Here is a 23,269-nt window from a genome sequence, read left to right as displayed (position 1 = left end):
GCGTTAACCCTTTTGTTTGTTGGCTTTGGGCCTGGTCACAACCCGTACACCCCCTGTGCACACCCTGTGCACAGCGCGGCATACGATTAGGGGAATTCAGCGGGTTAACGGCGCGTACGGCCCTATTCGTTAAGGAAGTGTTGTTGGCCGGCTGTGCGGGACTTTGCGGACCTTCCACGAACGTCCGCAAAGCAAATTTGAGTGAGGTTATGCTGCCAACTCTATCTGTATTTGGCCGTCATGTAAGAAGCACGTTCTATCAAAAAGCGCCAAGTCGACTGGATTTGGCAATCGAATGTCCTCAATGCTCGGCATGTCACTAGTTGACAGCTCAAAAGAGCGATCGATCTGTGAGATCATTACAACAATCGCTCCAAATTCGACGGCAGATTCCTTAAGCGCACGCACCTGTTCTTCGAGCGGTGGAATGCTGCGCCGTTGATCCAAAAGCTGCAAGTAATCGACGACAACGAATGCATCACCCGACGTATCGCCGAGGCGTTCAATGATATGATCAGCGCAGATATCATCCGAGGTATCAACGACGATTGGACCGTCTTGTTGCTTTGGGTCGAAACCTAGTTTTTCAAACCGATCCCACACATCCGTATCATTGTAGTCCAAAGAGAAAACATAACCTGTCCGATTGCTTTTTTTGGCCAATGCAACCAACTCCAGCCCAAGAAGGGTTTTGCCATGACCAGGGCGCGCACCGATCAGCACCATATCGCCTGATTTGAGCTGGCTCATGATTTCTTTGGCTGGAGTTGCTTTGGAATAGCTGGACGCCAAGTGGCTCCAATCCCTGAAGCCCTCTTTGGTTGCAAGCTGGTTGAGTGCCTCGTGGAGCTTGATTTCATTGTCGCGTGCCAGCAGTTTTGCTTGACGCTTAAGTGTGTAAATTGGCGAAGATAGTCTCATCTTGAACCTCCGTTTGCGAGCGGTCTCCGCAATCCCTCCTTATGCGCGTGCTCGAACAGGATAGGTTCGAAATGGTGTCGCTCCGCATGTCAAATGCTGCCCCAGTGGAGGGAGGAGGCCCGAGCAAGGCCACCTGTAAACTCTACCCGGATCGTTGGGAATACTCAATTGGATTTCGGTCATTCGCTGCACACTGACGAATGCTCAAGTTGGCCTCGAAACCAGCCATTCACCGCGCGGCGAACTGCCCCAGCTTGAACCATCCGTCGCTCAAATTGCTGCCAACCCGGCATCCAAGGCGCGCACAACCTGCGCGATCTCGTCCTCGGTCACGACCAGCGGCGGCGACATCATGATGTTGTTGCCCCCGATCCGCACCATCGCGCCCGCTTCGTACGTCGCCTTGTGAATGCGCTTGAGCGTCTCGGCATCCAGCGGCGTCTTGGTCGCCCGGTCCGCGACCAGTTCCACCCCGGTCATCAACCCATGCCCACCCCGCACATCGCCCACAACGCTGTGTTTCTCCATCAGCGCCACGCACCCGTCATAAAGCTGCGCGCCGCGCGGCCCCGCATTGGCCCTGGTGTCCAGCCGCAAGGTTTCGTCCAGACAGGCCGTCACCGCCGCCGCGCCCACGGGATGGGCGGAATAGGTGTAGCCATGGAAAATCGCGCCATCGGCGTCCGCCTTCTCGAACACGTCGGCCACCGCCTCGCTCATCAGCGCCGCACCCACAGGAAAATAGCCCGAGGTGATGCCCTTGGCACAGCTCATCATGTCGGGTTGCACGCCCCAGTGCCGAGACCCCGACCAGTCGCCGGTCCGGCCAAACCCCGTGATCACCTCATCCGCGATCATCAGGATCCCATGCCGGTCACAGATCTCGCGCATCAGCGGCATGAAGGTCTCGTGCGGGACAATCACCCCGCCTGCCCCCTGAATGGGTTCCATGATGAAGGCGGCAATGCTGCCGGGTCCCTGAAACTGGATCTCATCTTCCATGGCGGCGGCGATGTTCTGGGCCAGCACCGCCGGGTCTGTTTCATGGAACGGATTGCGATAGGGGTAGGGCGACGGCAGGTGAAAACAGCCGGGCATCAGCGGCTCATAGGCGATGCGGAAGCGGTTGTTGCCGTTCACGGATGCGCCGCCAAAATGGGTCCCGTGATAGCCCTTTTTCAGCGACAGGAACTTGGTGCGCCCCGGCGCGCCCTTGATGCGGTGATATTGCCGGGCCAGTCGCAGACATGTTTCGACCGAATCCGAGCCGCCGGACGTAAAGAACACCCGCGCCATGCCATCGGCCTCAAAGAACGCGCGCACGGCATAGGACGCCTCGATCGCCGTCGGGTTGGACGTGCCGAAAAAGGCCGAGTAGTAGGGCAGATCATAAAGCTGCTTGGCGATCGCGTCCTTTACCGCGTTGTTCGAATAGCCAAGGTTCACGCACCACAGGCCACCGACGGCATCCACGGTCTTGTGCCCGTCGATGTCCTCGATCACGGACCCTTCGGCCCCGGTGATGATGGTCGGGGCATGGGCCATCGCCTCGCCGGGGTGGCCCATCGGATGCCACATGTGGCGGGCGTTGTTGGCGCGCAGGAAATTGTCGTCTTTCATCTCGGGACTCCCTCGGCTGTCTTGCAACAAGGCCACGAACACGGCCCTCACACAATCCACATTGAAAGCGATTGCATAATTTTTCAGCACACCGCACAGTCCCCGCCCAGAGAAAACGACGCGACCCGTTCCGTCCACGCGAACGGCACACTAACGTCGCGCAGATAAAAACCGGGAGACACCAATGCTCAAACGCACCCTCGCCGCCTTTGCGGCCACTGCCACGCTTGCCTCGGCAGCCATGGCGGAAACCGATGTGCCCTTTGCACTCGACTGGAAATTCGAAGGACCCGCGGCCCCCTATTTCACCGCCATCGACAACGGCCATTTTGGTGCCGCCGACCTCAACGTGGAAATCTCTGCGGGCCAGGGCTCGCTCGACGCGATCCCGAAGGTGGCCTCGGGCGCGTTCCCCATGGGATTTGCCGACATCAACAGCCTTGTGAAATTCCTTGACCAGAACCCCGGTGCACCCGTGACGGCGGTGATGATGGTCTATGACAAGCCACCCTTTGCCATTGTGGGCCGCAAGTCGCTTGGCGTGTCCGAGCCCAAGGACCTTGAGGGCCGCGTTCTGGGCGCCCCGCCCCCGGATGGCGCATGGGCGCAATTCCCGGCCTTCGCGACCGCAAACAACCTTGACGTGGACAAGATCACGGTGGAACCCGTGGGCTTCCCAACGCGCGAGCCGATGCTGGCCGAAGGCAACGTGGCCGCTGTCACCGGCTTTTCGTTCTCGTCCTTTCTGAACCTCGTGCGTCTGGGCGTGCCGGAGGACGACATCTCGACCATCCTGATGGCCGATCACGGGCTTGAGCTCTATGGCAACGCGATCATCGTCAACACCGATTTCGCCGAAGCAAACCCGGAGATCGTCACGGGTTTCCTGACCGCCATCGCGGCAGGGTGGAAAGACGCCATTGCGAACCCCGAGGCCGCCATCGCCAGCCTGATCGAGCGGAACCCGGCGGCTGACGCCGCGCTGGAACAGCGCCGCCTGCAACTGGCCATCGATGCCAACGTGCTGACCGAAAATGTCGCCGCCAACGGCATGGGCGGCGTGGATGCCGCGCGCATGGAAACCGCCCTCGGGCAACTGGCGGAAACCTACGAGTTCCAGAACGCGCCGGACGCGAGCCTGTACTTCACCGACGCGTACCTGCCCGCCGCAGACGCGCGGAAGTTGAAGTAATCAAAAACGCGCACGCCCCAAGGACGAACATGAGCAATCTCATCGACATCAAGGGCGTGCGCCACGCCTACAAGACCCCCTCGGGCCCGCTGCCTGTTCTGGACGGGCTGGAGCTGTCCGTGCCCGAAGGCGGGTTCGCCGCTGTTGTCGGCCCTTCGGGGTGCGGCAAGTCCACGCTCACACGCCTTGTGGCGGGCCTGATGAAACCGGACGCGGGCGAAGTCTGGCTGCATGGCGATCTGGTCAAGGGCCCCAAGTCCACCGTCGGCATGGCGTTTCAGAACCCGGTGCTGCTTGAATGGCGGACGATCCTGCAAAACGTCATGCTGCCGCTCGAAATCGTGTCGACGGGCATGAGCAAGCGTGAACAGGAAGAGCGCGCACGGCACCTGCTCGACCTCGTGGGCCTCAGCGGCTTCGAGGACAAACGCCCTTCGGAACTGTCCGGCGGCATGCGCCAACGCGCCTCGCTCTGCCGCTCCATTGTGCACAAGCCCGAGGTGCTGATCCTCGACGAACCCTTCGGCGCGCTTGATGCCTTCACGCGGGAAGACCTCTGGCAGACCATGCACAAGGTCAAGGCCGAGGAACCCTTTACCGGCGTGCTGATCACCCACGACCTGCGCGAGTCGATCTTCCTGGCCGACCAGGTCATCGTGCTGTCGGGCCGGCCGGCGCGCACGCAATACGTGATGGATGTGCACCTTGAAGGGCCCCGCGACATCGAAATGCTCTACACCCCCGAAAGCGCGGAGGCGCTGAACGTGCTGCGCCAGCAGATCCGCATCGCCCAGGGAAGGGACGCCGCATGACGCTTCGCCAAGTCGGCGTACCGCTCGCCGCCCTCGTTATCTTTGGCGTGTTCTGGGAATGGCTTGTCTGGGTCAATGGCTGGCCGAATTACAAGATGGCGTCCCCCAGCGATATCTGGCCCGCCTTCTGGAAGTTCCGCGGCCTGTTTTTTGAATATGGATGGGACACGTTGTGGCGCACGGTCGTGGGGCTTTTGCTGTCCGTCGTGTTCGGCGTCTTCCTTGGCATGGTCATGGGCCTGTCGAAGACAATGCGCGACGCGCTGTATCCGCTGCTGGTGGGGTTCAACGCCATTCCCAAGGCCACCGTGGTGCCGATCATCGCATTGATGTTCGTGGGACAGCACGACATGAACACGATCCTGATCGCCTTTCTGATCAGTTTCTTCCCGATTGCCGTGTCCGTCAGTATTGGCCTGTCGACGCTTGAGCCGGAGTACCGCGACATCCTCGCCTCGCTTGGTGCGTCGAAGTTCACGATTTTCTGGAAGATCGCGCTGCCCAAGACGTTGCCCGAATTCTTTGGCGCCCTGAAAGTGGCCGTGACCTTGGCCTTCATCGGCACCAACCTGATGGAGATTGTCGAGCCGCATGGGCGCGGTCTGGGGCATCTTTTTGACAGCGGCAAGATCAGCGCGGATTACCCGCTGATGTTCGCGGTGCTGATCGCCTTGGCGTTGATGGGGATTGTTTTGTATTATGTCGTCGTGGCGCTGGAGAAGGCGTTCGCGGGCTGGGCCGAACGCAATCCCGGTTAATCCTGCGGAGCGCATACGCGCACGACATGTTTTAGGGGGCTCTGCCCCCGTCCTTCGGACTCCCCCGGGATATTTCTAGCCAAGAGAAACGGCAAAAGATGTATCGAGGTGGGCCTCTTCGAGGTTTGCGCCATCGCCGATGCGGTCGATCACGGCGAACAGACCCGGCGCGTGCAGCGGCGTCAGCACGCCATGCCACGTATTGCGGTGGATATTGACCGCTTGGCCCGGGGCGGTGAGGAATGCCTGCGGGTGCCCCGGTTTGCCGTTCTGATCCGGGGCCACCGTGATCAGGAACGGATGTTCCGACATGGGGACAAAGCACTGTGATCCGTCCGGGTGTCGTTCCAGCAGATCCAGCGTGTAGGGCAGGCTGCGTGGCTGTGCCTTGAACAGGCTTATCCCGGCCCGTCCATCGCTGAAATCCAGCCGGGCCCGGTCATGGTATCGCCCGCACAGGCCGGCATTGATGATCTTGTCGGGATCGCCCGCGCAATCGAGCACATCGCCAAAGGGCGCAAAAGCGTGGGCCGTCAAAGGTTGCGCGGTGATGTCAAAGCGCGACATGCCGGTTCACATCCTTGTAGAGCAGGTAGCGGAAAGGCCCGTCGCCCGTTGCGATGCAGGCCTGTGGGCAGAAGGCCCTCAGCCACATGAAATCACCCGGCCCCACCGTCACCCAATCCTTGTTCAGCAGGTATTCGGCGGTCCCCTCCAGCACGTAAAGCCCATGTTCCATCACATGCGTTTCGGCAAAGGGGATGCGCCCGCCCGGTTGGAAATTCACGATGTTCACATGGCAATCATAGCGCAGGTCCAGCGGGTCCAGAAACCGTTGTGTCGCCCACAGGTTGCCGCAGTCCGGCATCGCTGCTGGCGCGACATCTGCATCGTGGGTCACCACCGCGTCCGGCAGGCTTAGCCCCAGACCGGGCACGTATTTCTTGCGGATCCAGTGCACGCCACAGGATTGATCGGACCGGTTCCAAAGGGTCCAGCGGGCGCCGGGTGGAATGTAGGCAAAGCTGCCAGCCTGTAATTCATGCAGATCGGCCCCAAGCGTCAGGTGGGCCGTGCCGTGTGCAACAAACAGGATCGCCTGCGCATCAATATCCGGTTCCGGGTCGTTGCTGCCCCCTTCGGGCGCAAGTTCGACCGCGTATTGGGCGAAGGTTTCGGCAAAGCCGCTCATTGGGCGGGCCAGGATCCATGCGCGTGTGCCGTCCCATCCGGGCAGGAAGGATGTCACGATGTCGCGCTGCACGGATGCGGGGATGACGGCATAGCTTTCGGTGAACACCGCTGTGCTTTCGGGGTGTTCATTCTGGCTTGGCAGCCCGCCGGGGGGGAAGGCATAGGTCATTGCAGTGCCTCCAGCCGCAGCCTTGCAATACGCTCGACCTGACGACAGGCCTCTGCCATCTCGGTCTGGCTGTCATTGCCGATGCGCCGCTCGAATGCGCGGAGAATGCCCGCCTTGTCGTGATCCTTGACGGCGATGATGAAGGGAAAGCCGTGCTTGGCCACGTAGGTGCTGTTCATCACATCGAACTGGTGGCGCTCTTCGTCTGTCAAGGCATCGAGACCGGCGCTTGCCTGTTCTTCCGTGCTTTCAGCCGTCAATCGCCTGGCTGCGGCGAGCTTGCCCGCGAGGTCCGGGTGGGCGCGCAAAACATCCAACCGCTGTTCGTCAGACGCCGCGCGGAACACCCGACACAGGGCGTTGTGCAAACCCTGGGCCGTGTCGTGGGCCGGGCCCAGTTCCAGTGCGTGCGCGCCTTCTGCAATCCACGGCGAGTGTTCAAAGATACCGCCAAAGGTTTCGACAAAAGCCGCGCGATCCAACATGTGCCACCCGCGCGCCGGAACCGGCGGATGCGTTTCAGCCCAATGCGCCGCAATGTCCTGCCGACGCGCGCACCACACGCCCTCGAACCCCTGTACGTAGTCGATGAACCGGCGCAGCGCCTGCACCCGGCCGGGCCGCCCGATCAGCCGACAGTGCAGGCCCACGGACATCATCGCGGGCCGCCCCGCCGCGCCTTCGGCATACAGCGCATCGAAGGTGTCGCGCAGATAGGCAAAGAACTGATCGCCCGCGTTGAACCCCTGCGGCGTGGCAAAGCGCATGTCGTTGCAATCCAGCGTATAGGGCAAGATCAGCTGATCGCGGTCACCAAGGCGCGCCCAATAGGGCAGGTCATCGTCGTAGGTGTCACTGATCCAGTCAAAACCGCGCGCCGCCGCCAAACGCACGGTGTTCACAGAACAGCGCCCCGTATACCAGCCGCGCGGTGCCTCTCCGGTCACTTCTGTGTGCAAGGCAATGGCCGCATCCATATCTGCCGCTTCATCCGCCTCTGAGTGATCCTTGTAGTCGATCCATTTCAGCCCGTGCGACGCGATCTCCCACTTGGCGCTCTGCATCGCCTCGACCTGCGCGGGCGACCGGGCGAGGGCCGTCGCCACGCCATAGACCGTCACGGGAATGCCGGCATCGGTGAAGAGCCGGTGCAGCCGCCAGAACCCGGCGCGCGCGCCGTAGTCATAGATGCTTTCCATGTTCCAGTGCCGCTGCCCGGGCCACGGTGCTGCGCCCACGATCTCGGACAGGAACGCCTCTGACGCCGCATCGCCATGCAAGAGGCAATTCTCGCCCCCTTCCTCGTAGTTCAGAACAAAGGACACGGCCACGCGCGCGCCGCCCGGCCACGCCGCATCGGGCCGGTCCGGGCCGTGCCCGTAAAAATCGCGCGGATACCGTGGTGGCAACTCGGCCATGGACTTCCCCAGACAATCAAGGTGAGATGCCGCCAATCTGCGACCAAACAAGGTGGGATGCAATGGCAGCCGGATACCTCACGACCCACGTTCTCGACACCGCGCGCGGGGTGCCGGCGGCCGGGATCAGAATTGCGCTCTACCGCGTCTCAGGCAACAGCCACTCAAAGATCGCCGAGGCCGAAACGAACGTCGATGGCCGCACCGACGCGCCGATTTTGCCGGAAGGCAAGATGAAGCAGGGGCAGTACGAGTTGATCTTTTTCTGTGGGGAATATCTGGACCGGCACAAGCTGACGACGGACGAGGTCAAGTTCCTCGACCAGGTTCCGATCCGTTTCGGCATCACCGACGAAGAGGCGCATTACCACGTGCCTTTGCTGCTCTCGCCCTATGGGTATTCGACATATCGGGGGAGTTGATTGGAACGGCCCGTGATCGGATTGTCTTTGAGGCGATCGAGCACAGTGTTGGAACAGGCCGCGTCGACTTCTGGTTTATGGCGGCCATCGACACTGCTGCGGTGAGCGGTTCAATCGTCCCTCACAGCCAACATCGTCCGCATGTGCCAACTCATTTGATCGCACTGCACCTGGCGCGTCGTCGGCTCTGAATTTCCGCGCAACCTTCTGTGACAAAACGCGCATGTGCACCCTGTCGCACCCCTGCTGATCCGGGCTGACCAAGTTCTATATCGATCGCAAGACACGCCACGTAACATATTTCTTGGGCGGAGACCTTTTATGGACACCCTCATGCTGTCCCGTATCCAGTTCGGGGCCAACATATCGTTTCACATCCTGTTTCCGACGATCACGATCGCCTTGGGCTGGGTGCTGCTGTTCTTCAAGCTGCGTTTCAACGCGACAGGCAATGTGCGCTGGATGGATGCATACCGCTTCTGGGTGAAGGTGTTTGCCCTGTCCTTCGCCATGGGCGTTGTGTCGGGCATCACGATGTCCTTCCAATTCGGCACAAACTGGCCCGGGTTCATGGAGACGGTCGGCAATATCGCGGGCCCCTTGCTGGCTTACGAGATCATGACAGCCTTCTTCCTTGAGGCGGTGTTCCTTGGCATCATGTTGTTCGGGTTTTCCCGTGTTCCCGGTTGGTTGCACACGCTTGCCACGTTTCTTGTGGCCTTTGGCACGACCATGTCGGCCTTCTGGATCATCGTTCTGAACAGCTGGATGCACACGCCCCAAGGGTTCGAGATGCGTGAAGGCGTGGCGTTTGCCACAAGCTGGTTCGAAATCATATTCAACCCGTCCATGCCCTACCGCTTTGCCCACATGATGTTGGCGTCGGGCCTGACGGTGGCCTTCCTGATTGCGGGCCTCAGCGCGTTCCGCTGGCTGCTGGGGGACCGCAGCCAAGGGGTGCGCGTTACGCTGAAAACTGGTGTGTTCATGGGGGCGATGCTGATCCCCGTGCAGATCCTGATGGGGGATTTGCACGGCCTGAACACGCTGGAATACCAGCCGCAGAAAGTCGCGGCGATGGAAGGCAACTGGGAAACGCAATCCAACGTGCCGTTGCTGTTGTTTGCGATCCCGGATGAAGCGGCGCGCGAGAACCGGATGGAAGTGGGCATTCCGAACATGGCATCGATCATCCTCAAGCACAAAGCTGACGGTGTGGTGCCGGGGCTGAATGACTTCGTGACCGAAGATGGCGAGGTGCTGCACCCGCCCGTTGCCCCCGTTTTCTGGTCCTTCCGCATCATGGTCGGCACGGGCTTTGCTATGCTGTTCCTGAGCTGGGCGGGCGCGATCCTGATGCTGCGCAAGACGCGTGGGCCCGAAGGCATCCCGACCGTCATGTACTACGCCATGGTGCCAATGGCCTTCTCGGGCTGGGTTGCAACGCTGGCTGGATGGTACACGACCGAGATCGGGCGCCAGCCGTGGCTTGTGCAGGGTGTGCTGACCACGAAACAGGCGGTGGCCGATGTGCCCGCGCCATTTGTGGGCACAACCTTGGGCGCGTATCTGTCGATTTACGTCCTGCTGCTGGCCGCCTATATCGGTGTGCTCTTTTTCCTCGCACGCAAGGCGGTAGATGGTGATGTGCCGCGGCCCCGCACACCGCTTTCGGGCCAGGCCATCGCACGCGAAGTGCCGGCGGAGTGAAGTGAATGGACTTGTTTGGCGATCCGGCACAATGGCTGCCCTTCACCTTCGCGGCGCTGATGGGCGTGTCGATCCTGGTCTATGTCGTTCTTGATGGATTTGACCTGGGCGTGGGGGTTCTGTTCCCTTTCGCCACAGACGCGGAAAAGGACACGATGGTCGCGTCCATCGGCCCGTTCTGGGATGCGAACGAGACCTGGCTGGTGCTGGCCATTGGCTTGTTGCTGGTGGCCTTCCCGTCGGCCCATGGCACGATCCTGACAGCGCTGTACCTGCCGGTCGCCATCATGCTGATCGGTCTGATCCTGCGCGGCGTCGCGTTCGAGTTTCGGGTCAAGGCGCCCACTCCGCACAAGGCCACATGGAACTGGCTGTTTTTCGCGGGCTCGCTCATGACCTCGCTCAGCCAGGGGTTCATGCTGGGGAAATACGTGATGGGGCTGGAAAGCACGCTGGGGACCTGGGCCTTTGCCATGATCACGGCCGTCTTCCTGACCGTGGCCTATTCGATGATCGGGGCGTGCTGGCTGATCCTCAAGACCGAGGAACAGTTGCAGTTCAAGGCTGTCAGATGGGCCAAGGGTGGCATCTGGGGCTTGGTGCTGGGGCTCGGGGCGGTGTCACTTGCGACGCCTCTGGTCAGCCCCCGCATCTTTGACAAGTGGTTCACCTTTCCCGAAATCATCTATCTGGCACCGTTGCCGATCCTGTCGGGCGTGATGGTGCTGTTGCTGTGGCGGTCGCTGCAACGGTTGCCCAATCCGACAGATGCGGGTGCGCGCGGGCCGTTCTCCTTTGCCATTGTGCTCTTCATTCTGGCCTTTGGCGGGCTTGCCTACTCCTTCTACCCCTATGTGGTGCCGGAAAAGCTGACCATCTACGAGGCGGCCAGTGCGCCAGAGAGCCTGATGATCATCCTTGTGGGGGCAGTCGTGGTTATCCCGATGATTGGCGGCTACACCGCGCTGGCCTACTGGGTGTTCAAGGGCAAGGCCGCTGAATTGCGCTACGACTAGGGCTTCTTCCGACTGAAAATACGACGGGGGAGGCCGCAGGCCGGGGGCAGCGCCCCAAACCCCTTTCGCATCCCGCGTGCCGCATCTAACGTGGCGCGCGGGAACGAAAGGAAGCCGATATGTACGACCTTGCCGTCATGGGCGCGTGGCTGGAATTCGCGGTGCGCTGGCTGCATGTGATCACGGCCATCGCATGGATCGGGTCGTCGTTTTACTTCATTGCGCTTGACCTGGGTCTGCACCGGGACCGCAACCTGAAAAGCGGCGCGGACGGAGAAGAATGGCAGGTCCATGGCGGCGGGTTCTATCACATCCAGAAGTACCTGGTGGCGCCTGCGGGGATGCCCGACGGGCTGATCTGGCACAAATGGCAAAGCTATTGGACCTGGATCAGCGGGTTTATCCTGCTGGTTCTGGTCTATTATCTGGGCGCCGAATTCTATCTGATTGATCCCAATGTGATGGACCTTGCCGTGTGGCAGGCAGTTGGCATTTCGGTGCTGTCGCTGGCGGCAGGGTGGGTGATCTACAACACGCTGTGCAAGCTGTTCGTCGAGGCGGACCAGACCGTGTTGATGGTGGCGCTTTTTGCGATCCTGGTCGCTATGGCGTGGTTTTATGCGCAACTGTTTACAGGCCGCGCCGCGCTTCTGCATCTGGGGGCGTTCACGGCGACACTGATGTCCGGCAACGTGTTCTTCATCATCATTCCGAACCAGAAGATCGTGGTGGCAGACCTGATGGCGGGACGTGCGCCTGATGCACTCTATGGCAAGATCGCGAAACAACGGTCGACACATAACAACTACCTGACCTTGCCTGTGATCTTCTTGATGCTCAGCAACCATTATCCGCTGGCGTTTGCGAGCGACTGGAACTGGGTCATCGCGTCCCTTGTCTTTCTGATGGGGGTCACGATCCGGCACTGGTTCAACACGCATCATGCGCGCAAGGGCAACCCGCATTGGACATGGGGGGTGACGGTGATCCTCTTCATCCTGATTGCCTGGCTCAGTACCGCGCCGTCCACGGATCGCGAGGCGGCGGTGGCAACCCGGTTCGCCCAAGCCGATGGATTCAACCGCGTCCATGACATCGTGCTGGGTCGGTGCAGCATGTGCCATGCGGTTGAACCGGTCTGGCCCGGGCTGCACTGGGCGCCAAAAGGGGTCGTGCTGGAAACAAAGGCCGATCTGACCCGACAGGCCCGCGCCGTGTACCTGCAATCAGGGGTCAGCCACGCCATGCCTCCGGCCAATCTCAGCTACATGGAAGATGATGAACGGGCTGCGATCATCGCGTGGTATCGGGCGGCGACCAAATCGTAGGTCGGACGTGTCGTCCGCCAAAACCGGCATGGTCGAATCGCAGGTGTCCATGCTAAGTGTTGTGGCATGAACTCCCATGCCCCCAACATACGTCCTGTCATTCGGCAGTTGGACGAGGCTGCGATCAACCGCATCGCGGCGGGCGAGGTGGTCGAACGGCCCGCATCGGCCGTCAAGGAACTGGTCGAGAACGCGATTGATGCAGGTGCCACGCGCGTCGCGATTGATGTGGCTGACGGGGGCAAGACCCTGATCCGGGTCACAGATGATGGCTGTGGCATCGCACCGGATGATTTGCCGTTGGCCCTCGCGCGCCACGCCACGTCCAAGATCGACGGCACGGACCTGTTGAACATTCATACCTTCGGTTTCCGGGGCGAGGCACTGCCAAGCCTTGGGGCCGTTGGGCGACTGACGATCAGCAGCCGCGTCAGCGGCCAAACCGCCGCTGAAATCAGCGTGTCGGGCGGCACAGTCAGTACGGTCAAACCCGCCGCGTTGAACGGCGGGACGGTCATCACGCTGCGCGACCTCTTCTACGCCACGCCGGCCCGCCTGAAGTTCCTGCGCACCGACCGGGCCGAAGCCCAGGCGATCACGGATGTGATCAAGCGTCTTGCCATGGCAGAGCCGTTTATCCGGTTCGAACTGCGCGAGGTGTCAAACGACCCGCGGACCGTCTTCAAGGTTGAAGCCCAGAGCGGCGACATCCTGTCCGCGCTCAAGGGGCGCTTGCGGGATGTTCTGGGACAGGATTTTACCGACAACGCCATTGCCATTGATGCCGAACGGGACGGTCTGCACCTGACAGGCTTTGCCGCGTTGCCGACCTATTCCCGGGGGGCTGCGGTGGCGCAGTTCCTGTATGTGAATGGTCGCCCGGTCAAGGACAAGGTGCTGACCGGTGCCTTGCGCGCCGCCTATTTCGACTTTCTGAGCCGTGACCGCCATCCGGTGGCCGCCCTTTTCATCGATTGCGATCCGCAGCTTGTCGATGTGAACGTGCATCCTGCCAAATCCGAGGTGCGGTTCCGTGACCCGGCGATCGCCCGTGGCCTGATCGTATCAGGCCTGCGCCACGCCTTGGCCGACGCGGGGCACCGCGCCTCTACCACGGTGGCAGGCGCGACACTGGATGCCATGCGGCCCGAACCGACGGCGCCGCGGGTGTACCAGATGGACCGGCCCAGCCTTGGGCCGCGTGATCCCGTAGCGTCCGGTTTTGCAGAGATGGCCCAGGATTTCAGCGCGCAGGTTGTCGAAACGCCTGCGGTTGTCGAAGACCCTCGGGACCTGCCACTGGGTGTGGCGCGCGGGCAGGTGCACGAGAATTACATCGTTGCGCAAACGGCCACGGGGATGGTCATCGTGGATCAGCACGCGGCGCACGAGCGGCTGGTCTATGAAAAGCTGAAGCGCCAGATGGCCGAGAATGGCGTGGCCGCGCAGGCGCTTTTGATCCCCGAGATTGTCAGCCTGTCTTCGGGCGATTGCGCGCGTTTGCTTGAGATCGCCGATGATCTGGCGCGGTTCGGCCTTGGGATCGAAGCCTTTGGCGGCGATGCCATCGCCGTGCGTGAAACCCCGGCCATCTTGGGCGAGGTCGATGCCAAGGCGATGATCCATGACATTCTGGATGAACTGGCCGATCTCGGGTCCTCGCACTCCGTACAGGCGCGGGTCGAGGCCATCCTGTCCCGTGTGGCCTGCCATGGGTCGATCCGTTCGGGTCGGTGGATGCGGGCCGAAGAAATGAACGCGCTCCTGCGCGAGATGGAGGCGACGCCCCATTCCGGTCAATGCAACCACGGGCGACCAACCTACGTTGAACTTAAACTGGCCGATATCGAACGGCTGTTCGGGCGCACATGATCCAGATTGGCGACACCACCTTGGACACCAGCGATCCGCTGGTTTTGGCGGCGCTTATCGCCGCCGGCGTTTTGCTTTTGATCGTTGTCCTGTTGATCTTTGCCCTGCGGGCTGCGGGCCGGTCGGCACGCGCGGCAGAGCCGCTGGCCCAGCAACTGGGATATCTGGGCCAGCATGTTCAAGGTCTGGCACAAGGTCAGGAAGGGCTGCGCGCGTCGATCCAGACGGTGTCCGACACCGCCACCAACGGCCAAGCCCAACTGGCCCAAACGGTCGAGATGCGCCTGGCTTCGGTCCAGCAGCAGATGCAGGACCGGCTGGCCGACAACGCGATGCGGTCCCAGCGCAGCCTGACCGAGATGCAGGAACGCATGAAAGAGACCCTGCACGGGTCATCCAAGCAGACCACGACCAGCTTGACGCAGTTGCAAGAGCGGCTGGCCGCCATCGACAAGGCACAGGACAACATCACCAAGCTGTCGGGCGATGTCCTGAGCCTTCAGGATATCCTGTCCAACAAGCAGACCCGTGGCGCGTTCGGCGAGATCCAGTTGCGTGATATCGTGGGCAAGGCGCTGCCCAGGGACAGTTATGCCTGGCAGCCAACCTTGTCGAACGGCAAGCGGGCGGACTGCATGGTACATCTGCCAAACCCGCCGGGTCCGATTGTCATCGATTCCAAGTTTCCGCTGGAAGCCTACGAAGCGCTGCGACAGGCCGACACGGACCACGATTTGAAACTGGCCGTGGCCGCGATGAAAACGGCGGTGAAGAAACATATCGCCGACATCTCGGACAAGTACATCATCGAGGGCGAGACGGCAGATGGCGCATTGATGTTCCTGCCGTCCGAGGCCGTGTATGCCGAATTGCACGCCAACTTTCCCGATCTGGTACGCGAAGGGTTCGACAAGCGGGTGTGGATCGTGTCGCCCACCACCTGCATGGCGACGCTGAATACGATGCGCGCGATCCTCAAGGATGCGCGCATGCGCGAACAGGCGGGGGCCATTCGCAAGGAATTGTCGATGCTGGTCGCAGATGTGGATCGCTTGGGCACCCGTGTGGGCAATCTGGACCGACATTTCAGCCAGGCGTCCAAGGATATCGAAGACATCAAGATCAGCGCAGAGAAGGCAGGCAAACGCGCAAACAGGCTTGATAACTTCGACTTCGAAGAAATTGAGGATGAGGCAACCCTTGCCCTGAACAGCCGACCCCCGGCGGCGGAATGACGACGCCGCAGGCGCAACGCATCTTTTTCGAGGCCGAAGCACAGGCCGAGTGGTTCATCGGCGTCCTGCGTCTGATTATCTCGTCATCGCTGGCTGTTGTTCTGTTTGTGACGGTCTCGTTGACGGGCTTGCCGGACTCGGCCGTTCTGGAACTGCAACTGATCTATGCCGCGATGACCATGGGCAGCTATTTCGTGCTGGGGCTGGGCATCATCCTTCTGATCCGGGCCAGACGTTTTCAGGCGTGGATGGCCTGGCCCTCGGCGCTTATCGACTGCGTGTTCATCCTGTTGGGATCGTGGCTGAGCCTGTCGAACATGGGTCTGTCCGGTCAGTTCATTTCCGCCTTTCCCACGATCTGGCTGATCCCGGTGGTGCTGGCCTGCGGTGCGCTGCGGTTCAACCCCGCGCTTTTAGCCTGCATGTCGCTTGTGTTGATTGCCGGTTTTGCGGCGATCCTGACCATTCCCTTCATCGCGTCCGAAGCCGAGGCGCGCGCGGGGTTGGTTTTCCTTTTCGGTTGGCCGCCCAACATCGTGCGGATCGTGATGATTGCGTTGGCTGCGGTTGTACTGGTTGCCGCGTCCACGCGTATCCGTGCCCTTTTGCGTCGATCGATTGACGAGGCGGAGGCGCGGGGCCAGTTGACCCGGTTCTTGCCGTCTGAACTGGATGACCAGCTTTCCGCACGTGGGATTGATGCGATGCGCGCGGGGCGGCAGCAGCGCATGGCCGTTCTGTTCGTGGACATTCGGGGCTTTACCGCGCTGGCGGAAACGATGGCCGTCCCGGACCTGTCGGCCTTCCTGGCCCGGTACCGGGGCTGCATTTCCAAGGCTGCCGACGCGACAGGTGGCATTGTGGACAAGTTCGTTGGCGACGGGGCGATGGTGGTCTTTGATGATACGCATGGCGATGCCGCGACATGTGCGGTTGCGTTTTCACATGATTTGTTGATCCGCTTTTCCGAAGCGCGACTTGGTATTGGCATCCATCTGGGCGAGGTGTTCGCCGGTGTTGTCGGCGATGAAGGACGGCTGGAATACACCGTTCTGGGCGATACGGTGAATGTCGCGGCCCGGCTGGAAGCCGCCACCAAGACCGAGGCCATGGCGCTGTTGATTTCCGAAGATGTGATGCAGGCGCTGGACCAGCGCGAAGAAGGGTGGCAGCACTTTCCGTCGCTTGTCTTGCCGGGGCGTCAAGGGGCGATATCGGCCTGGGGCATGACCCAGGTTCAAGCGCGTGCGCGGGCCACCTCCGGGTCCTGAAGCGGGGCGCGCACGCCCGGCAACATGACCGCCGGATCGTAGGGCACGCGCGCGAAAACCTCTCGCACCATGTTCTGGAAGAACGCCAGCGGAAGAGCGTCATAGTCCGGATCAAAGCTGGACTGGTCCCAACGCGCGCAAAATGTCACGCAGTCATCGAAGTAAGGGTGGCCAAGATATGCGTCGCGTTTGTGCGGGTTCGCGCCCACATGTTCACCATAATAGATCATTTGGAAGTCGCCGTGCTTTTCCACGACCCAGGTGCATTGTTCGCGCACAAAGGGTTTCAGGATCGACGCCGCATATTCATCGTGGTTGTACGGGGCAAAGATGTCCCCGATGTCATGCAGCAAGGTCGAAACGACCCAATCGGTATCCGCCCCGTCCCGCCATGCCCGCGTGGCCGATTGCACCGAATGGCCCAGCCGGGTCACCTGATAGCCGGACAGGCTGTCATCCAGCGTTTCCAGGGCGGCCAGCAAGCGGTCAGCGGTGCCGCGGGTATACTCAACCTCGTGTTTCGTCAGAAAGTCGTAGTCTTCCTTGTCGCCGTCCTTCATCGCGGTGAATTTCACGTGGTCCATCAGGCATAGATCTCCGTGCTGGCCTTGGCGTCTTTCATCATCACCTTGGCTTGGGCCCTGCGAATGTCGTCGTAAAGCGCAAGCGCGTCGGGGGCAAAGTTGGTGGTGGGCACGGGCACATGTGTGAAATTGTGATAGGTGTCGGTGCCGCGTGCCGGCGTCGCGTAATCCCGGGTGCCGACCTGTTGCGCCATGTCGGGCCGGATGTAGCGGACAACGCAGGCGATGCGCCGGTCATCCGTCGTATTGGGGCCTGAGCCGTGGATCGTCAGGCCGTGATGCAACGACATTTGTCCGGGGTGGATTTCAATGGCGGTCCTGTCTTCGGGTGCCACGTCCACTTTCACTTCCTGCCCTCTGGACAGCAGGTTGTTGGGATCAAAACTGTCTTCGTGCTCGAGGATCGCGTTCTTGTGGCTGCCGGCGACGAAATCCATACAGCCCGAGGCAGGTGTTGCAGGTGACAGGGCAATCCACGCGGTAACCAGGCCGTCAATGGCGCCAAGCCCCCAATAGGTTAGGTCCTGGTGCATCGACACGATCTGCGTTGTGTTGGGCTCTTTGATGAAGAACTCGGTCGAGTAAATCAGGATGTCGGGGCCCAGAATGCCTTCGATCACGTCCAATACCGCCGGGTCGCGGGCCACCCGGGCCGCCATTGGCAACACGACATGCGCGTTGACGCGTTTGTAAGTGTTCAGCGCGTGGGGCAAGTCGGCGGTCAGGTATTGGGCTTCGATGGCTTCAAGCTCAGCACGCGCTGCCTTGGCCGCCTCGGCCGAAATGGCGGGCAGCGGAAACAGAAACCCGTCACGCCAGTACTGATCCTGCAGGGTGGGGGTCAAACGACCGTCTGACAGTAAGAGCGTCTCGCGCATGGGGCCTACCGATCTTTTGCATCGGCATCAGGATGGCTCAGCTTGGGCTCAGGTCTGTACCGACCGCGACATTGCGCTGGTCGGATTTTGCCTGACACCACGTTCGCCTGACCGCGGTGTCGGACGCGGCGGAGGTGAGGGCGAGATGCCCCCCGTCGATCAGATGCGGGCGAAGCGCTGTGCGATCTTGGGGATAAGCCCCTGGAAACGCAACGGGGCGTCTGTCACGGCAAGGCAGATGCAGTCTTCGTGGATATCCGCCACCGGGGTGTGGTGCAGATCGCTGTCTGCCACTTCGACGTCGCCACGCGCGAAATAGTCGTCTTCGTCCTGAAACGCCCCTTGCAGGACCATCGTCATCTCGGTTCCGTGGTGGCCGTGATCCGGCATCGCGGTTCCTGCGGGGATGTACAGCAGTCGCGCCGATGCATCCCTGGACGTGGGCAGGATGGCTTGCTTCACACCCATGCCGACGGACCGCCATTTGACAGCGTCGATGCCACCACCGACATAGTCGTGCAACGGTTGTGGCAACACCGGATCATGGCGGCGCGATGTACGAATTTCGTCCGCTGCGCCACCTGCGATCAGGGCCATCGTCGCGGCAAGGCTGCCGGGCGTAAGCGAAACGTCATTGCCCGGGGGCAGGGCCAAGACCTCACCTCCCAGCATGTCATATGCCTCGACCGCCGCGCGGCACGTGTCGCAGAGCGATACATGGGTCGCGACCATCAGATTGAAGGCTTCGGGTAGCGTCCCGGCTGCATATGCCATCAGGATCTCGTCCGTCAGGTGATGTGTGATCTTTTGTTCCATATCCGTCACTTCATCGCGTGGCGCAGTCGTTCCAGCGCCAACCTAATCCTTGATTTGATCGTACCCAGGGGCAGACCGGTTTGATCGGCGATTTCACTGTGGGACAGGTCCCCGAAATACGCCTTCTGTATCAGTTCCCGCTGGGCTGGCGGCAATTCCGAGATCGCCTGACCCAACTGTTCGCTTTCCTGTTGCAAGGCCATGATGTCGGCCTGATCAGGTTCCTGTTCGGGACCCCACCCCAGATCTTCGGGCTCGGGTCGGCGCTGCTTGCGCAGCACGTCAATCTTTCTGTTCCGCGCGATGGTGAAGATCCAGGTCGCCACCGAGGCCCGCGCGGGGTCAAACATATGCGCCTTGTGCCAACAGGTCGCCATGACCTCTTGCGCGCATTCTTCCGCCAGCGACGCATCCGCGCCCGACTTCATCAGGAACCCTTTGACCCGCGGGGCAAAATGTTCAAACAGCGCGGCAAATGCCGCCTGATCCTGCGTGTCACGGATGCGAACCATGTGGTCGACCCACTGCATCCGCTTTCCGTCGCTGTCTTGCATGAGTGCCGGTCCTGTCGCCGCCCCGGGAGAGCCCCCGGTGGATGGCTGAAATATCGTTTCAGACGTGTCTAAACCCGCAAACATGAACCGTCTACGCCACACAAACCGGTTTGGATCAAAAATAAATGTCTGGTTTTTGTGCATCCGCTTGCGTCAATGACCCGTACACAAAACACACCGCAAAGACGCACAGGACCCGACACCTTATGCCATTTGAAACTGCTGCCACCGCACCGAAACGCATTGCCGTAATCGGGGGTGGGATATCGGGAATGGGGGCCGCCCATACCCTTGCGTCTGATCACCACGTCACCCTGTTCGAAGCCGAGCCGCGATTGGGAGGTCATGCCCGAACCATCATGGCGGGCAAGCGGGGCGATCAGCCTGTCGATACAGGTTTTCTGGTGTTCAACTACGCCAACTATCCCAACATGGCGCACCTGTTTGACGAACTCGATGTGCCGGTTGTCAAATCCAACATGAGCTTTGGCGCGTCCATTGATGGCGGGCGACTGGAGTACGGGCTGGCAAGCCTCGATGCACTCTTTGCCCAGCGCCGCAACGCTGTGAACCCCAAGTTCCTTGGCATGGTGCGTGATGTCCTGCGCTTCAACAGAAATGCATTGCGGGTCGCGAACGAAGACCGCACGCGCACAATCGCACAGTTCCTGGACGTGATGGGCACCGGCGACTGGTTCCGCGACTATTACCTCCTTCCCCTCAGCGGCGCGATCTGGTCCACGCCCGTGGACAAGATCATGGATTTCCCGGCCCATGCCATGATCCAGTTCTTTGAAAATCACGCCTTGCTGAATGCGACGGGGCAGCATCAGTGGTATACGGTTGACGGCGGTTCTATCGAATACGTCCGCCGGATCGAGGCGGCGATGCTGGGCAACGGGGTGGACATCCGCCTTGGCGCGCCCGTGCAAGGCGTACGCCGCACCGCCGGCGGGGGCCAGGTCAAGGCATGGGGCGGGGACTGGGAAATGTTTGACGAGGTGATCCTTGCCACCCATTCCGATGACAGCCTTCGCCTGCTGGAGGATCCCACGGACGATGAACGGGCCGCCCTTGGTGCCGTCAAGTACCAACCCAACGATGTCATCCTGCACCGCGACCAAAACATCATGCCCGCGCGGCGGCAGGTCTGGTCCAGCTGGGTCTATACCGAGGACAGGGGCGCGCAGTCGGACCGCATCGATCTGACCTACTGGCTCAATTCGCTGCAACCGATCCCCAAGGACGACATGCATTTCGTGACCCTGAACACCAAGCGGACGATCCGCGAAGAGTTGATCTATGACCAGACAGTGCTGCGGCACCCGGTCTATGACCTGGCCGCCTTGGCCGCGCAGGATCAGGTTCGCGCCATGAACGGTGCCAATCACACGTGGTACTGCGGTGCATGGATGCGCCACGGGTTCCACGAGGACGGTCTGACCGCCGGTCTGGACGTGGCCCGCGCGTTGTTGCGGACGCCGCAATTGCAGGTAGCTGCGGAATAATGACCGCTACGATCGATCATATCGCTGGCGTCACCTATCACGGGCGCAAGGGGGCCATCGAGAACGCCTTTCGCTACTCGGTGGATTACATGCTCCTGGATGCAGAGGCCGAGTTGCGCGTGCCGCGCCTGTTTGGGCGGAACACGCGCGGGCTCATGGGACTTGATGATGTCGATCACGGCGGCCCGCCCAAGGCCGGGCGCGGGGCCGCGTGGGTGCGTGAGGTGCTGCAGGCGCACCAGATCACCGGTGTGGCCCGGATCGAATTGCTGGCCCAGCCCAAGGTCATGGGGCACGTTTTCAACCCCGTCAGCTTCTGGCTGTGTCGCCGCGACGACGACACGTTGATTGCCGTCATTTCCGAGGTGACAAACACCTTTGGCGACCGGCACAGCTATCTTGTGAACCATTCTGACCTGCGCCCCATTGCGGCCGATGACCGGATGCAAGCGACCAAGATTTTTCATGTCTCGCCCTTCCAGCCGGTCGAAGGCGGGTATGAATTTCGTTTCGATATTCGCGAGGATCGGATCGGCGTCTGGATCGACTATTCTCGCGGCGAAGGCGGGCTGATTGCCACCCTGACCGGGCAGCGCTGTCCGCTGACCAACAGGCGCATCCTGCGTGCGGCCCTGCGCCGCCCCTTTGGCTCGCGCCGCGTGCTGGCCCTGATCCATTGGCAGGCGCTCAAGCTGTGGTGGAAACGTGCGACATACCGCGCCCGCCCACTGCCCCCGTCCGATGAGGTCTCGCGGTGAACAACGCCCAGCCTCAAAAGCTTCCGGCATACGCGGTTTTCGCCGCGTTGCTGAGTGCGGCTGGGCTGCCGATCTACATCCACGCGCCCAAGTTCTATGTCGATGAATACGGCGTGTCGCTTGCTGCGCTGGGCGCCGTTCTCTTTGGTCTGCGGTTGCTGGACGTGGTTCAGGACCCGCTGTTTGGCCGCATGTCCGAAGCGTTGCGGTCGCGCCGGGGCGTCGCCGTCCTGATCGGATGCACGGTTATGGCGCTGTCCATGCTGGGCCTTTTTGCGGTGCCGCCGCTGTTGCCGCCGTTGATCTGGTTTGCCTTGATGCTGACGGGCGTGTTCTCGGCCTTTAGTTTCCTGACAATCAACTTCTATGCCCAGGGGGTGGTCAAGGCTGATCGTCTGCCGGGCCAGGGGCACCTCATGCTCGCCCGCTGGCGCGAGACTGGCGCGTTGCTGGGGGTCTGCGTGGCGGCGATCGCACCTGTCATGTTGGGCGGCTTTATCGGTGCCCCATTTGCAGGCTTTGCCGTCGGCTTTCTGGTTCTGGCGCTGGCGGCGGTTGTGATGATGCGCGGCGAATGGGTCAGCGATGGCCTGCCCCCGTCGGTCGGGTTCAAGGCTGTGCTGGGGGACGCGCTGGCCCGCAAGTTGTTGTTGATCGCCTTGGTCAACGCCGCACCCGTCGCCGTAAGTTCGACCTTGTTCCTGTTCTTTGTCGAAAGCCGCCTCGAGGCACCTGGCTTTGAGGGGCCGCTTTTGCTTCTGTTCTTCTTGTCCGCGGCCTTGGCGGCGCCGATCTGGGGCCGGTTGGCCGAAGGCTACGGCCCGAAACCCGTGCTGCTTGCGGCGATGGTCCTGGCCATTGCGGCCTTTGGCTGGGCTGTCACGCTGGGTCCGGGCGATTGGCTTGCCTTTGCGATCATTTGTGCGTTGTCGGGGGCGACGCTTGGGGCTGATCTGACCGTGCTGCCAGCTGTGTTTGCCAGCCGCATGGCGCGGATCAGCCCCTCGGCCGCCGAAGGGTTCGGACTGTGGTCGTTTGTTTCGAAATTTACCCTGGCCTTTGCCGCCGTCACCCTGCTGCCCGCACTTGAGCGGGCCGGGTTCGACAGTGGTGCTGCCATTCACCCGCCCGAGGCGCTTGCGCTTCTCACGCTGCTTTATGCGGCCGTGCCTTGTGGCCTCAAGGTTGTCGCCATTGCGCTGCTTGCGACGACAGACCTGAAGGAGACCTGAC

General features: G+C 61.3%; 22 protein-coding genes. 13 read left to right on the top strand and 9 right to left on the bottom strand.

The features are described 5' to 3' along the window. Positions 1 to 207: 207 nt before the first annotated feature. On the bottom strand, positions 208 to 921 hold the full coding sequence (locus Q0844_RS10650) for a DNA helicase (protein ID WP_299044589.1): 714 nt from the start codon (positions 919 to 921) through the stop codon (positions 208 to 210). Positions 922 to 1,191: 270 nt separating this feature from the next. Continuing rightward, complete coding sequence (locus Q0844_RS10645) at positions 1,192 to 2,541, bottom strand: aminotransferase class III-fold pyridoxal phosphate-dependent enzyme (protein WP_299044588.1); 1,350 nt, start codon at positions 2,539 to 2,541, stop codon at positions 1,192 to 1,194. 184 nt (positions 2,542 to 2,725) lie between these two features. Between Q0844_RS10645 and Q0844_RS10640 the strand changes: the two genes are divergently transcribed. Genes Q0844_RS10640 through Q0844_RS10630 form a run of 3 tightly spaced genes read left to right on the top strand, consistent with a single transcriptional unit; the run spans position 2,726 to position 5,303 of the window. Beyond that, on the top strand, positions 2,726 to 3,733 hold the full coding sequence (locus Q0844_RS10640) for an ABC transporter substrate-binding protein (protein WP_299044586.1): 1,008 nt from the start codon (positions 2,726 to 2,728) through the stop codon (positions 3,731 to 3,733). Positions 3,734 to 3,762: 29 nt separating this feature from the next. Then, positions 3,763 to 4,545 carry an ABC transporter ATP-binding protein gene (locus Q0844_RS10635; RefSeq protein WP_299044584.1) on the top strand — a complete coding sequence of 261 codons (783 nt, stop codon included), beginning with the start codon at positions 3,763 to 3,765 and terminating at the stop codon, positions 4,543 to 4,545. Beyond that, positions 4,542 to 5,303, top strand: a complete 762-nt coding sequence (locus Q0844_RS10630; RefSeq protein ID WP_299044583.1) for an ABC transporter permease — start codon at positions 4,542 to 4,544, stop codon at positions 5,301 to 5,303. Before Q0844_RS10635 ends, Q0844_RS10630 begins: the two co-directional genes overlap by 4 nt. Positions 5,304 to 5,378: 75 nt before the next feature. Here the strand turns inward: Q0844_RS10630 and Q0844_RS10625 are convergent, their stop codons facing one another. The 3 genes from Q0844_RS10625 to puuE are packed head-to-tail and all read right to left on the bottom strand — an operon-like array spanning position 5,379 to position 8,084. Next, the gene (locus Q0844_RS10625; protein ID WP_299044581.1) at positions 5,379 to 5,870 is read right to left on the bottom strand and encodes an ureidoglycolate lyase; all 492 of its coding nucleotides are present in this window, start codon (positions 5,868 to 5,870) and stop codon (positions 5,379 to 5,381) included. Next, entirely contained in the window at positions 5,857 to 6,666 is an 810-nt protein-coding gene (locus Q0844_RS10620) for a bifunctional allantoicase/(S)-ureidoglycine aminohydrolase (protein WP_299044579.1), read from the bottom strand. The genes Q0844_RS10625 and Q0844_RS10620 overlap by 14 nt, the downstream gene beginning before the upstream one ends. Then, complete coding sequence (puuE, locus tag Q0844_RS10615; protein ID WP_299044577.1) at positions 6,663 to 8,084, bottom strand: allantoinase PuuE; 1,422 nt, start codon at positions 8,082 to 8,084, stop codon at positions 6,663 to 6,665. Before puuE ends, Q0844_RS10620 begins: the two co-directional genes overlap by 4 nt. Positions 8,085 to 8,146: 62 nt before the next feature. On the opposite strand from puuE, the gene uraH reads away from it, so the two are divergent. The 7 genes from uraH (at position 8,147) to Q0844_RS10580 (ending at position 16,938) form a co-directional block, all read left to right on the top strand. Beyond that, positions 8,147 to 8,506, top strand: a complete 360-nt coding sequence (uraH, locus tag Q0844_RS10610; RefSeq protein ID WP_299044575.1) for a hydroxyisourate hydrolase — start codon at positions 8,147 to 8,149, stop codon at positions 8,504 to 8,506. Positions 8,507 to 8,827: 321 nt separating this feature from the next. Beyond that, entirely contained in the window at positions 8,828 to 10,216 is a 1,389-nt protein-coding gene (locus Q0844_RS10605; RefSeq protein ID WP_299044574.1) for a cytochrome ubiquinol oxidase subunit I, read from the top strand. A 5-nt stretch (positions 10,217 to 10,221) separates the two neighbouring features. Next, positions 10,222 to 11,232: a cytochrome d ubiquinol oxidase subunit II gene (locus tag Q0844_RS10600; RefSeq protein WP_299044572.1), complete on the top strand. Its 1,011-nt coding sequence runs from the start codon at positions 10,222 to 10,224 to the stop codon at positions 11,230 to 11,232. Positions 11,233 to 11,351: 119 nt separating this feature from the next. After that, the gene (locus Q0844_RS10595; protein WP_299044570.1) at positions 11,352 to 12,560 is read left to right on the top strand and encodes a urate hydroxylase PuuD; all 1,209 of its coding nucleotides are present in this window, start codon (positions 11,352 to 11,354) and stop codon (positions 12,558 to 12,560) included. Positions 12,561 to 12,626: 66 nt separating this feature from the next. Continuing rightward, a complete protein-coding gene (mutL, locus tag Q0844_RS10590) occupies positions 12,627 to 14,432 on the top strand; it encodes a DNA mismatch repair endonuclease MutL (protein ID WP_299044568.1) in 1,806 nt (601 codons plus the stop codon). Then, entirely contained in the window at positions 14,429 to 15,667 is a 1,239-nt protein-coding gene (gene rmuC / locus Q0844_RS10585; RefSeq protein WP_299044567.1) for a DNA recombination protein RmuC, read from the top strand. The genes mutL and rmuC overlap by 4 nt, the downstream gene beginning before the upstream one ends. Then, complete coding sequence (locus Q0844_RS10580) at positions 15,664 to 16,938, top strand: adenylate/guanylate cyclase domain-containing protein (protein WP_299044565.1); 1,275 nt, start codon at positions 15,664 to 15,666, stop codon at positions 16,936 to 16,938. Before rmuC ends, Q0844_RS10580 begins: the two co-directional genes overlap by 4 nt. Here Q0844_RS10580 and Q0844_RS10575 read toward each other — a convergent pair. The 4 genes from Q0844_RS10575 to Q0844_RS10560 form a co-directional block, all read right to left on the bottom strand. Next, positions 16,905 to 17,522, bottom strand: a complete 618-nt coding sequence (locus Q0844_RS10575) for an inositol oxygenase family protein (RefSeq protein WP_299044564.1) — start codon at positions 17,520 to 17,522, stop codon at positions 16,905 to 16,907. The genes Q0844_RS10580 and Q0844_RS10575 overlap by 34 nt on opposite strands. Next, positions 17,522 to 18,400 (bottom strand): phytanoyl-CoA dioxygenase family protein, encoded by an 879-nt coding sequence (locus Q0844_RS10570; protein WP_299044562.1) that lies wholly within the window; start codon positions 18,398 to 18,400, stop codon positions 17,522 to 17,524. The genes Q0844_RS10575 and Q0844_RS10570 overlap by 1 nt, the downstream gene beginning before the upstream one ends. A 159-nt stretch (positions 18,401 to 18,559) precedes the next feature. Then, on the bottom strand, positions 18,560 to 19,216 hold the full coding sequence (locus tag Q0844_RS10565; RefSeq protein ID WP_299044560.1) for a ChrR family anti-sigma-E factor: 657 nt from the start codon (positions 19,214 to 19,216) through the stop codon (positions 18,560 to 18,562). A 5-nt stretch (positions 19,217 to 19,221) separates the two neighbouring features. Then, positions 19,222 to 19,746, bottom strand: a complete 525-nt coding sequence (locus Q0844_RS10560; protein WP_299045284.1) for a sigma-70 family RNA polymerase sigma factor — start codon at positions 19,744 to 19,746, stop codon at positions 19,222 to 19,224. A gap of 230 nt (positions 19,747 to 19,976) precedes the next feature. Here Q0844_RS10560 and Q0844_RS10555 point away from each other — a divergent pair, with 230 nt between their 5' ends. The 3 genes from Q0844_RS10555 to Q0844_RS10545 are packed head-to-tail and all read left to right on the top strand — an operon-like array spanning position 19,977 to position 23,268. After that, entirely contained in the window at positions 19,977 to 21,278 is a 1,302-nt protein-coding gene (locus Q0844_RS10555) for an FAD-dependent oxidoreductase (RefSeq protein WP_299044559.1), read from the top strand. Beyond that, complete coding sequence (locus Q0844_RS10550) at positions 21,278 to 22,036, top strand: DUF1365 domain-containing protein (protein ID WP_299044558.1); 759 nt, start codon at positions 21,278 to 21,280, stop codon at positions 22,034 to 22,036. The genes Q0844_RS10555 and Q0844_RS10550 overlap by 1 nt, the downstream gene beginning before the upstream one ends. Further along, positions 22,033 to 23,268 carry an MFS transporter gene (locus tag Q0844_RS10545; protein WP_299044556.1) on the top strand — a complete coding sequence of 412 codons (1,236 nt, stop codon included), beginning with the start codon at positions 22,033 to 22,035 and terminating at the stop codon, positions 23,266 to 23,268. The genes Q0844_RS10550 and Q0844_RS10545 overlap by 4 nt, the downstream gene beginning before the upstream one ends. Position 23,269 lies beyond the last annotated feature (1 nt).

The sequence above is a fragment of the uncultured Tateyamaria sp. genome (assembly GCF_947503465.1).
Classification (GTDB): domain Bacteria; phylum Pseudomonadota; class Alphaproteobacteria; order Rhodobacterales; family Rhodobacteraceae; genus Tateyamaria.
This window is presented reverse-complemented; position numbering and strand designations above follow the sequence as displayed.